The organism is Pauljensenia sp. UMB3104 (assembly GCF_030217285.1).
Classification (GTDB): Bacteria; Actinomycetota; Actinomycetes; order Actinomycetales; family Actinomycetaceae; genus Pauljensenia.
In genome coordinates, this window is the sequence record NZ_JASONN010000019.1 from 26,270 (window position 1) to 38,036 (window position 11,767).

At 66.6% G+C, this 11,767-nt stretch carries 7 protein-coding genes; 6 read left to right on the forward strand and 1 reads right to left on the reverse strand.

Features of this window, described 5'->3' with window-relative positions; translation table 11 throughout:
- Nucleotides 1-100 precede the first annotated feature (100 nt).
- From QP415_RS08650 to QP415_RS08675, 6 genes are all read left to right on the forward strand, one after another.
- Nucleotides 101-3,100, forward strand: a complete 3,000-nt coding sequence (locus QP415_RS08650) for a prealbumin-like fold domain-containing protein (RefSeq protein WP_285099712.1) — start codon at nucleotides 101-103, stop codon at nucleotides 3,098-3,100.
- Nucleotides 3,101-3,181: 81 nt separating this feature from the next.
- Entirely contained in the window at nucleotides 3,182-4,792 is a 1,611-nt protein-coding gene (locus QP415_RS08655) for a SpaH/EbpB family LPXTG-anchored major pilin (protein WP_285099713.1), read from the forward strand.
- Nucleotides 4,793-4,931: 139 nt separating this feature from the next.
- Nucleotides 4,932-6,137, forward strand: coding sequence for a class C sortase (locus tag QP415_RS08660; protein ID WP_285099714.1), 1,206 nt, complete (start codon nucleotides 4,932-4,934; stop codon nucleotides 6,135-6,137).
- Nucleotides 6,138-6,272: 135 nt separating this feature from the next.
- Entirely contained in the window at nucleotides 6,273-8,870 is a 2,598-nt protein-coding gene (locus QP415_RS08665; RefSeq protein ID WP_285099715.1) for a SpaA isopeptide-forming pilin-related protein, read from the forward strand.
- Between the two features lie 400 nt (nucleotides 8,871-9,270).
- Nucleotides 9,271-10,014 carry a 5'-methylthioadenosine/S-adenosylhomocysteine nucleosidase gene (gene mtnN / locus QP415_RS08670; RefSeq protein WP_016460802.1) on the forward strand — a complete coding sequence of 248 codons (744 nt, stop codon included), beginning with the start codon at nucleotides 9,271-9,273 and terminating at the stop codon, nucleotides 10,012-10,014.
- A 140-nt stretch (nucleotides 10,015-10,154) separates the two neighbouring features.
- Nucleotides 10,155-10,667, forward strand: coding sequence for a low molecular weight protein-tyrosine-phosphatase (locus QP415_RS08675; RefSeq protein ID WP_048675769.1), 513 nt, complete (start codon nucleotides 10,155-10,157; stop codon nucleotides 10,665-10,667).
- A 264-nt stretch (nucleotides 10,668-10,931) separates the two neighbouring features.
- On the opposite strand, the gene QP415_RS08680 is transcribed toward QP415_RS08675, so the two are convergent.
- Complete coding sequence (locus tag QP415_RS08680) at nucleotides 10,932-11,594, reverse strand: endonuclease domain-containing protein (protein WP_034475111.1); 663 nt, start codon at nucleotides 11,592-11,594, stop codon at nucleotides 10,932-10,934.
- Nucleotides 11,595-11,767 lie beyond the last annotated feature (173 nt).

An 11,767-nucleotide genomic window follows, 5' to 3' on the forward strand; every position in this document is an offset into this window, starting at 1 on the left:
CGCGTCGTAGTCTGGGAGTCATCAAGGTTGTGGAAAAACCTCTCGGGATGTCCCCCCGAGTGCGACACAGCGAAGCAAGAGTCTTCAAGGAGAGCGATTAATGGCAACGAGTCGAGCGCGCGCAGGCCACGCGCGGACCAAGCGAGCAGGAGTCGCGTCCCGCGCCCTGGCCGCCCTGGCCGTCGTGGCAACCGCTACCGGTACGCTGGTCGTCTCCCAGGTCGCCACCCCCCAGGCGGCTCAGGCCGCCCAGGAGCCTGCCGCCACCAAGATCGATGTCGGTGAGGTCTCTGCATGGATGGGTAAAGGCGTAACTAACGACTCCGAGACCGACACGAGCACGGACTACAACAACTTCATCCGCTACGGCATCGTCAAGGGTATGACCGAGGATCGTGTGCGCACGAGTAAGGATCCGCTGACGACCACGCTCGGTGGCCCCTACGCGAAAGCAAATGATGCGTGGACCTACATTGCGCGCGGCTGGCCCTGGAAGTGGGATGACCAGACGAACAACACTGGTCCTGGTGACACGCAGGCTTCCAAGGACTGGATGCAGGCCCATTACGACAAGTGGAACAACGGCGGAGATAAGACCATCTGGGTGAACGGCCAGAGCGCCATCGGCTTCAAGCCGAACAACCCCGGCCAGGTCGAGCCTGGTCAGACCTTCCTGCTCGGCGCGATCCGCCACAACAACCTGCCGATCGGCGGTACAAAGCAAATTCAGCAGTACCTGCACTCGTCCCTCGATCTGCAGCTGACGGGGCTGATTCCTGGTGATACCGGTGAGTCGTACCCGTTTGTCAATTACGAGTCCTTTAACACCTTGGCCTCGACGATCATGTATCGCAAGGGCGGCGCGTACGTGAAGACGGATGGCGTGGCCGGTTTCTGCCTTCCCCAGTTTGGTCAAAACGGCTGGGATGCCACCCAAAAAATCAACAACAAGCTCCCTCGCGACCTTGTTCTTAATGGTGAAGCGGGTCGTCCCGGATACGCGGCCGTTGGTGAGTTCATCGGTCCCGCCTACGAGCCGGATCCGGTCAACGCGGCCGACCGCTCGCAGGGCTACGTCAACAAGCCTGAATCCCGTTCGGGACGCATGTACTGCGTCAAGTACGTGGGCGAGGGCAACGGTGACTACGACCTGTACAGCCAGTACTATAACGGCGGTGCGGAGCAGCCGTACAACCAGCTCGTGAAGGAACAGGTCACGCCTCGCTATTGGCCGGGTGCCAAGGGTAACGTCAATGAAAACCCGTATGTCTCCGATACCGTCAAGCTCACGAAGACTGCTTCGGACCGTACGTTCACGAAGAATGGTCGTACCTACCGTCTGCACCTGTGGGGTTTTGTCCCCGCGAACAATGCGACCAACTTCCTGACCCCGGACAACTTCAACTCCATCCCGACGGCCGACTGCCCGGCGACGCCCGCGGCGGATGCCAAGCGCACCGACTACTTCGTGACGCAGGAACTCTCGGTTAACTACGCCTGCCTCTACGGCGTCATCACCGAGGAGCGCTCCGTGCGCATCGCGAAGGCCGTCGAGGACCCGGCGGGCGCCAACCCGGCGATCCCTGCTGCCAACTTCGCGGTGACCACGGGTGACGCGTGGGCGGACAACACCGACCGCACGCCGGCGACCACCGGCACGGTGACCGTCTCGAAGCCCACGGCTTCCTCCGCTCCCGCCAAGACCTCGTACATCTCCGCAGCCGACCCGGCTGCGTCCCTGACCCCCACCGGCTTTGGTGAGGGCCAGGCGAAGTACGACTCGACGTTCATCCCCTTCGAGGTCGGCAACTCCGACTTCACCATCACGGAGAAGGAGATCAACACCGGCGGCGACGACAAGTGGAACCTCAAGGACATCAAGTGTGTCAACGGCATCGGTGAAGACGTCGCGGTGACCAAGACCGAGCGCGGCATCAACTTCAAGAACGTCGGTGGCGCAGCGTCCAACGAGGCAGCCCCCATCACCTGTACGTTCGTGAACGAATACCAGGCACCCAAGCTGCGCGTCCAGAAGACCATCGAGAACAACGGCGGCGCCAACGGTGCCACGAGCTTCACCGTGGACTACAAGATCGTCGCCACCAACGACGGCTCGCTGGCCGCCAACACCGGCAAGCTCACCGACAAGCCCGACTTCGCGAAGGGCCTGGAAATCCAGTCCGCGAAGATCGCCGAAACGAAGGCCGGCCTGGACTCCGCGTCCAATGCCACCGCCACGAACGGCGTCTACACGCTGACCGACGGCGTCGAGCTCGCTGCCGGCGCCACCAAGGAATACTGGATCCGCTTCGCGGTCGTCCGTAACCCCGCCGCCGCCGGCTACAACGAGGCCGACCTGGCCTGCTCGACTCCGAGGGGGAACGTCCCCGCCGCCGGCTACGGCCTCTTCAACGAGGTCTTGGCTGAGAACGGCAAGGACTGGGACGGCACGGATAACAACAAGGCCTGTGGCCCCACCGTCCCCCACGACTTCGTGGTGGTGAAGGCCGGCACGCAGAACACGGGCAAGACCTTCGCGGATGCCTCGAACCAGTACACGGGCCCCAACAACATGCCGCTCTACCCGCTGTCTGGCGCTGAGTTCGCGATCTACAACGCCAACCCGAATACCGACGCAAACGCCACCGTGGTCAAGACCCTGACCCAGGGAAACGCGACCGACGGCTACTACTGGTCCGTCAGCGACCTGAACCTCGACACCGCCTACTGGCTGGTCGAGACCAAGGCCCCCGCGGGACACTCCCTGCTGCCCCAGCCTCTCGAGTTCAAGCTGACGTCCCGACCCAGCGGCTCCGGCACCACGGTTGAGCTTGCGGCCGACCTGAGGGACCAGGCTAAGTGGGCCACGAGCGCCGTCCAGGCCTTCTCCTCCGAGGCCTCCTCCCTCGCCGGCCCCCAGGGCTTCCTGGCAGCCGGAACCCGCAAGGCCACCATCGTTGTCAAGGACACCGAGGTTGGCCAGCTGCCCAAGGCCGGCAGCACCGGAATCTACCCCTACATCGGCGTCGCAGCGGCGCTCATGTCCGGGGCGATGGTGATGACCGTGGTCACCACCAAGAGGCGCAAGGCAACCGCCTGAGCCACCCATGAGGTCCCGTGACCACGAGACCCACCATCAGAAAAAACTCCCGAAATCACACACACAGGAGAAAGAACACCTATGAGCACCACGAAGACCCGCCGCAGCCTGAGCCTGCTCGCAGCCTTCGCCGTCGCCGCCGGCGCGCTGGCCCTGCCCGCCGCCACCTCCGCGACCCAGGCTGCACCCGCCTTCGGCCTCGCTGCCACCGTCACGCGCGCCCCCTCGCTCGTCGACCTCGACACCACCAAGACCGGCTCCATCACCATCCACAAGCTGGTCAAGGACGCCACCAACGGCACCACCGAGGGCAACGGCCTGGTGGATCCCACCGCCACCGGCACGCCGCTGGCTAACGCCAAGTTCACCGTCGAGCGCCTGACCACCGTCGACCTCACCACGCAGGCCGGCTGGGAGAAGCTCGCCGGCTACAACGGCAACGTTGAGACCGCGAAGGCTGGCGGCACCGACGCTGCCGTCGCGAAGACCACCGGTGCCGACGGCCTGGCCACCTTCGACGGCCTCCCCCTCGGCGCCTACGTCGTGACCGAGACCGAGACCCCCGCGGGCTACGTCGGCTCCAAGCCCTTCATCATCACGGTGCCCATGACGCACCCGACCGAGCTGAACAAGTGGGTCTACGACGTCCACGCCTACCCGAAGAACTCCAAGGCTGGCATCGAGAAGACGGTCAAGGACGATACCACCCCGGCCATCGGCTCCGCGATCTCCTACACCATCAAGTCGGACATCCCCGCCGCTGAGGCCCTCGACTACTACGACGTCGTCGACCAGTACGACAAGCGCGTGGAGCTGCCCGAGGCCGACATCGCCCTGAAGATCATCGACGGCAAGACCGGCGAGGTCGCCCTGGCCAAGGACACCGACTACAAGCTGATCGCCGCCGACGGCACCGATGGCAAGACCAAGTTCTGGACCGCCGAGTTCACCGCTGCGGGCCGCCAGAAGCTGCTCGACAACCGCAAGGACGACACCACCAAGGTCCAGATGGACCTGTCCGGCACCGTCAAGGACAAGGTGGAGTCCGACGGCCTGTTCAAGAACAAGGCCATCCTGCTCCCCAACGCCCCCTCCAACGGCTGGACCCCCAACTCGGGCACCGTTCCCCCGCCGGACTACCCGAACTCCGAGGTCGTCTCCAAGTTCGGCAAGGTGAAGATCACCAAGGTTTCCGCCAAGGATCCCGCCACCAAGCTGAAGGGCGCTGAGTTCGAGGTCTACAAGTGCACGCCTCAGGCCACCCCGACTGCGAACTTCGAGTCCGTCGACGCGACCCTCGATGAGAAGCTGAGCCCCGCCGGCACCACGACCTACACGACCGACGACAACGGCGAGGTCACCATCGACGGCCTGCGCAACAACGACTGGGAGAACAACGAGGCCGTCACCAACCCCGGCTACTACTGCCTCGTTGAGACCAAGGCCCCCGAAGGCTTCGAGCTCCAGACCCGCCCGATCGCCTTCCAGGTCCTGCAGACCAACTCCACCGAGGACAACACCTACACCCTCGCGACGACCGTCAAGGACGTCCCGCACAACGGTGGCTTCAACCTGCCGCTGACCGGTGCTGCCGGTGTCGGCGTCCTGATCGGTGCTGGCGCCCTCCTCGTGGGCGGCTCCGGTGCGATCGCGCTGGCCAACAAGCGCCGCAAGGAGCAGGCCGACGCCTGATCCTCGCTAGCTAGCGACACACAGGGGGGTGTAGACCCGCGGGTCCACACCCCCCTCGCGTTGCCCGCACACCGCCCCCAAGCGGTACTACCCTGTAACCAGACAAACTTCCACGGCCTCGGCAATGAACGGAGAAAGCGTGAGCACCCAAGCGCCCGACAAGAAGAAGACACCCCTCAAGTGGCGTCTCCTGACGATCGCGCCGCCGATCCTGCTACTCGCCGGCATCCTGGTCCTCCTGTACCCCGTCTTCGCGACCCAGTACAACAACCAGCGCCAGGAACGCATCGCCTCCGAATTCAGCGCCGTCGCCGAGCAGGCCGGCCCCGACGCCGTCGCCGAGTCCCTGCGCCGCGCCGACGAATATAACCTCAAGGCCTCCGAGTCGCCGATCCTCGACCCCTGGCTGGACGCCCAGCGCCCCGGCACCGCTCAGTACCAGGACTACCTGAGCCAGCTCAACCTCAACGACGTCATGGCGACCATCAAGATCCCGTCGATCGACGTCAACCTGCCGATCTACCACGGCACCGACACTGCGACGCTCGACAAGGGCATCGGCCACCTCTTCGGCACCGCCCTGCCCGTCGGCGGCGAGTCCACGCACACCGTCCTGACCGGCCACACCGGCCTGGGTAACGCGACCATGTTCGACCAGCTGACGAGCGTCAAAATGGGCGACTACTTCTACATCGAGACCGCCGGGCGCCACCTGAAGTACCAGGTCACCGACATTCGCGTCGTCCTGCCCCACGAGACCGAGTCCCTCAACAAGGTCGAGGGCAAGGACCTCGCCACCCTCATCACCTGTACCCCCTACGGTGTCAACACGCACCGCCTCCTCGTGACCGGCGAGCGCGTCCCCATGGACGAGGCTGCCGTGGCCGCCGAAGCCGCGCAGGTCAAGGGCTCCGTCATGAAGCCGTGGATGATCGCGGTCCTCGCGTCCGTCGTCGTCATTCTCGCCGTCGCCGGCATCCTCTGGCTGCGCTCGCGCAAGCGTAAGGACGAGGAGCCGCAGGCACTCGAGGGTGCCGCTGCCGCTGGCACGCTCGCCTCCGCTGATTCCGGGGACGAGGCCGGGGCTGAGTCCGGCGCTGCCGCTGAGCCCGGTGCGCCTGCTTCCACTGATCCTGCGGCCGCAGAGCCCGCGTCTGGCGCTTCCGGCGCCGCTGCCGCTGGCCCTGCTCTCGCTGGCCCTGCTCCCGCTGGCGCTGCTGACGCTGGCGCTGCGCCCGCCACCCCCGACCTGCTGGCCTCCGCCGAGCAGATCTCCGAGGCGGAGATCGACGCGGGCCGGACCGCCGCCCTGAAGAAGATGCTCGAGGAGCGCGGCAAGCAGTAAACGACCTCATTGCGTGGCCGCGAGCGGCCACCTGATACGCGCAGGCGCGCGGGACTGAGCGAGCAAGCTCACCCGCGCGCCTGCGCGCATCTACGCTAGAGTCGTTGAGTAACTGTCAAACACTCTGGAGGGCTCGTGGAGCACCACCCCTGCGGCGCCCGCTCCCGCCGCGCCACGGACGCGCAGACCGAACCCCGGCCTCGTCGCGCCGTTGCGCGCACACTGTCCTCCCTCCTCTTCGTGACCACCGCGGCTCTGGCCGGCCTCGTCGCCCCCGAACGCGCCGACGCCGACGCGACCCTGGAAACACCCGGCGGCGGCACCGTCCCCGTTACCTCATCGAGTGGGCGCCTCGGCGCGGCCGTCATCAACGGCTCGGCCACGGACCGCACGACGAACGTTCCCGATAACGCCTACGTGGGAACCGTGCGCGGCGCGGGCCCCTATGATCCCGCAGACCCCGCTCAGTCCTCGGCCCCCTTCCAGGCCGGAGTCGCCCAGCCGATGCTGGACGCGAGCGTCGCGGCCGGGGACTACTGGACCTACATCGCGCGCGGCCTGCCCGCCGCGAACCCCGTGAGTACCGGCGTCATCTCGCCGCAGGACACCAACGCCCTGGGATACAAGCCGAACAACCCCGGTAACGTCCCCATCGGCCAGCCCTTCCTGCTGGGGACCGTGCGGCACAACAACTTTCAGGTGCTGTCGGCCAACAAGTGGGTGCACTCGACGATCGACGTCAATATCGGCGGTATCGAGGACTCCTTCCCCTTCGACCAGGAGGAGACCGAAGACGACACCGACACTACCGCGGCCCTGAGTGACGAGGGCGCTTACATGCTCGCCTCGCGCGCCAGCGGCCCTTCCTCCTGCCCCGCCAACGCGCCCTACGCCGCCCTCAACCGCGACGCCGGACCGGGCGTCTGGTACTGCTACCGCCACGTCGGCAAGGGACGAGGCAACCGCGACATCTACACGAACAACCCGGCCGCCTACCCGGACGCCGCGGGCGCGCCCGACCAGAGCCCCAACTCCGACGACGTGCTAACGATCTCGCGGACCACCTCGAACAAGACCGTCACGATCGACGGCATCCCGTACCGCCTCGTCCTCGCCGGCTTCACACCCAGCGCCGACGGCACCTGCCCGGCGACGCCGCCCGAAGGCGTTACCCCCGTCTCCACCTTCAGCTCGAAGGAAAACAAGAGCTCCTACGGGTGCTTGTACGCCACCTTCAGCCAGGAGCGCTACATTCGCATCGCGAAGACTGTCACTCCGCAGTCTGAGGCGATCGGCGGCACAATCCCCTCCTTCAGCTTCACGACGCTGGGCATCGGCGACTTCGTATCGCCCACGGGCGAACCCCTCGCCACCGATCAGAACGCCTCCGGCTTCGTCGACTGGTCCTCCTTCGAGGACAGCCCTCTGACCCCCACGGGCTACGGCAAGGACGGCACCGTGACCTCGGGATACCAGGCCTTCATCCCCGGCTACTCCCAGTTCGTCATCGCCGAGACCGGCCCGCGCATCCCCGGACGCCGCCCCCTGCGCTTCGGTGAACCCGGCTACTTCGGCCCGTGGAAGGTCTCAGACGACCCGAACTCGGCGCGCTGGGAACTCACCGACATTAACTGCGTCAACGGCATCGGCGAGGCCGTCAACGTCACGCGCGACCCCATGACCGGCGGCATCGACTTCTCCGACGTTCCCCCGGCCAAGACCGCGGCCGCCGTGCCCATCACCTGCAACTTCACGATCCAGCAGCAGGCCCCCAAGCTGCGCATCGACAAGACCGTGGAGAGCGTCGAGGGTGCCTCGGGCGACACGATCACCGTCACCTACCGCGTCACCGCCACGAACGACGGCACCATCGCGGGAACGACCGGCCGCCTCGTTGACACCCCGGCCTTCGCGCCCGGCCTCACCCTGCGCTCCGCCACGATCGCCACCTCTCTCGACGGCCTGCGCAGCGCCCGCGCGCAAAACCGCGCCGCCACCTACGTCCTCACCCAGGGCACCACCGTCGAACCCGGGGCGTCTGCAACCTGGTTCATCCGCATGACCGTCGCCCGCGATAAGGCCGCTCGTGGGTACAGTGAGGCTGCCCTCGAGTGCCTCCCCTCGAACGGGCGCCTCACCCCCAAGCGAGGCCTCTACAACTCCGTCACCGGCCCCTACGACCACGACGGTGCCGCCAACAACGAGGCCTGCGCGCCCGCACGCCCGCGCACCATCCGCATCGAAAAGGCCGGCACCCAGCCCGTCGGCACGGCCAACGAGGACGGCACCTACCCGCTTGAGGGCGCCGCCTTCGCCATCTACGACAACGAGGCCCTGACCGGCACCCCGGTCTCCGTCTCCGACGGCGAATCGCAGTTCGTCACAGCGCCCCTCGAGACCGGCAAGACCTACTGGCTCGTCGAAACCCGCGCCCCCGCCGGACACGTCCTCCTGCCCCGCGCCGTCCCCTTCCACATCGAGGTGGGCACCGACGCCTCGGCCTCCACGGTGATCACCACCGACTTCGGCGCCGACGAGGGCTTCACCTCCGTGCGCGTCATCCCCGCCGCGGGCACCGGCGCCGCCGCGCTGCCCGCCATCCGCGTCGTCGACACCCAGGTCGGCGTCCTGCCCAACTCCGGCTCGGTGGGCATCTACCCCTACCTCGGCCTCGGCGCCGCCTTCCTCGGCCTGGCCGGCGCGTGCGCGTGGGCGCGCCGCCGCACCGCCTGATTCGCACGAGGCCGGGGCTCGGTCCCGCTCTCGCACCCCCTGTGGTGCGTGCCCGCCGCACTTGTGGCGTTCCCCGCCGCGCCTGTGGCGCGTGCCCGCCGCGCCTGTGGCGTTCCCCGCCGCGCCTGTGGCGCGTGCTCGCCGTGCTACCGACGCTCACGGCCCCGACCCGGCCCTGTGGTTCCTCAACAATGTCGCATGCAATTCCCTCGCGATTATTTCAAACATTGAAATCGAGTCGTTGGAATTGCAACGTTTTTAGGCAGTGTCAAAAACTGACCCGGGGGAATTGCATGCGACTTTAGGGGCGCCCAGGAAAGGGGGTGTACACATACAGCGCGGCCACCCCCGCGCGAGGCGAGCGCGACCGGGGCGGGCCTCGTCCCCTACGATGGGACCTATGAACCTCAGCTTCCCCGAGCGCATCCGCGTCGACGCCGTCATCCAAGCCGCCATGGACATGGAGGCCGCGCCCCTCCTGCACGAGCTCGCGCCCATCGGGGACGACGAGACGCCCCAGGCCATCCTCGCGGGCACCCACAAGACCCAGCGCTTCGTGCTCGGCATCCTCGAAGGACGCACCGTCCTGGTCGTCACCTCCGGCATCGGCCTGGCCAACGCCGCGTCCGCGACTGCGCGCGCCCTCACCCTCGTCGAGGCCCCCATCGTCATCGCGGCCGGCACCACCGGCGGACTCGCCCGCGACATCAACGTCGGCGACATCGCCGCCGGCACCCGCGCCATCTACGGGCAGGCCGACGCGACCGCCTTCGGCTACGCCATGGGACAGGTCCCCCAGATGCCCGTCGACTACACCACCTCCGAAGCCGCCGAAGAACGCCTGCCCATCCTGCGCGGCCTCATCGAGCACCCCGTCCGCCGCGGGCGCATCGTCTCCTCCGACTCCTTCTGCACCGAGGCCAACGTCGGCCCCATGCGCGAGCGCTTCCCCGACGCCATCGGCACCGACATGGAAACCTGCGCCATGGCCCAGGTCTGCTGGTCCTCCGACGTCGACTGGATCTCGCTGCGAGCCGTCTCCGACCTGTGCGGCCCCACCGCCGATCAGGCCTTCCACATGGATGGTGCCCGCGCCGCCGCCCACAGCGCCCAGGCCGTGCGCGCCTACCTGACGCTGCTCTGAGGCTCGCGGGCTCGCGGGTTCTGCGCGCCTGCGTGTGTGTGCGCACGTGCGCGCGGACCAGCCTGCCGCCTGACCCTGCGCCCGCCGGAGCCCGCCCCGGCCTCGTACCCGCCCCCACCCCCGAACGAACGGAAACGATCATGACCCGCCCCGCCCGCGTCCTCATGGTGTGCACCGGCAATATCTGCCGATCCACGATGGCCCACGCGATCCTCGAACAGGCCGCCGCGCGCGCCGGCGTGGACGTCGTCGTCGATAGCGCCGGCGTGTCCGACGAAGAAGCCGGCAACCCGATCGACCGCCGCGCCGCCCGCGTGCTGCGCGACGCCGGGTACGCCGTGCCCGACCATCGCGCGCGCCAGATCCGCGCCGGCGAGCTGGGGGAGTGGGACCTCGTGCTGGCCATGACCTCGCGGCATCTGAGTGTGCTGGAGCGCCTCGCCGATCGCGCGGGCATCGAGCACGAGGGCGCGCCTGCGTCTGCCGCCGACCTGCTCTCCGTCGATGCCCCGCGCATCTGCCTGTACCGCGACCTCGACCCCGAGGGCAGCGGCGACGTGCCCGACCCGTGGTACGGCGGGCATCAGGACTTCCTGGATACCCTCGAGGTCATTGAGCGGGTCACCCCGGTCATTGTTGATCTGGTGCGCTGACGGGCGCGGCTTCTTAACTGGCGGGCACGGCGCGCTGGCGGGCACGGCGTGCTGGCGGGCATGGCGCCTCGGCACGTTCCGCGCGCTGACTGGCGTCTTGTAGTCGAGGCTGTCTAGGTGCCTGTCTCTTCTAAATTTCGCACGTAATTCCCTCTGAGGTACCATTCGGGACCTCGCGAAAACCGCATGATTTCAACGATCTGATTTCAAATGTTGAAAGAGGAGTGGGGGAATTGCATGCGAAATTAGTGTTAAGGGTGATAGCTAGAGCGGGTGATAGCTAGGCAGGTATCCGCGCAGGATGTCAAGGAAGCCAGCGTTCTTCACTGCGGCCTGCGCGTCTTCCGTTCCGGTGTCGGGGACGAGGCGAAGGAGGGCCTCCACCGATACCGGGACCTCTCGCGCAAAGTCGCCATTCATGACGTCGTCATAGGTGAATCGAAGGACCACGTATCCGCGCCTGAGAAGTTCTCGATCCCGCTTGAGGTCCTTCTCGCGCTGCTCTTTCGATGAATGGAAGGCCCACCCATCCACCTCGATGACGATGAAGCCGAGGATGATCATGTCGACCTCGCCGACTCCTTCGATCCAGACCCCGACCTGCGGTGTCAGCCCCATGTCAATGAGCTGCAAGCGGGCAACAGTTTCGAGGATTGAGCGGGCGCGTTCCGACGAGAGGGAAAGCGCTTCTCTGAGGTGAGGCAGTCGGCTGCCGGTTGGAGGGATAGCGAGCGTCGAGACGTCGTAGAGGCCACGATTGCGCGCAGCGTCGAGCATCGGGAGAGACACCTTCAGCGGCATGCAGACGAGCACTCGCTCCAAGACTGTCCCGATGCTCGCTACATGTGTTCGTTCTTCTTCTTCGCTCAGGACCGGCTCCCAGTGGACGCATACATCGTCGAAACGGCGGAGCTTTGAGAAGTGCATTCCGCGGCTGTGTCTGACCGACAAATGAGTCCGCTGTGGGAGTTCCCCAGTGGCGACTGGTAAGTCATAGAACTTCGCCGCACTCACGCACGACAGTGGCCTGGTCTGGTTTTGTGGACCGGGTGTTTTGAGGGTTGTTGGTTGTTATTGGTGGTGTTGTGCCCATTGGCGCG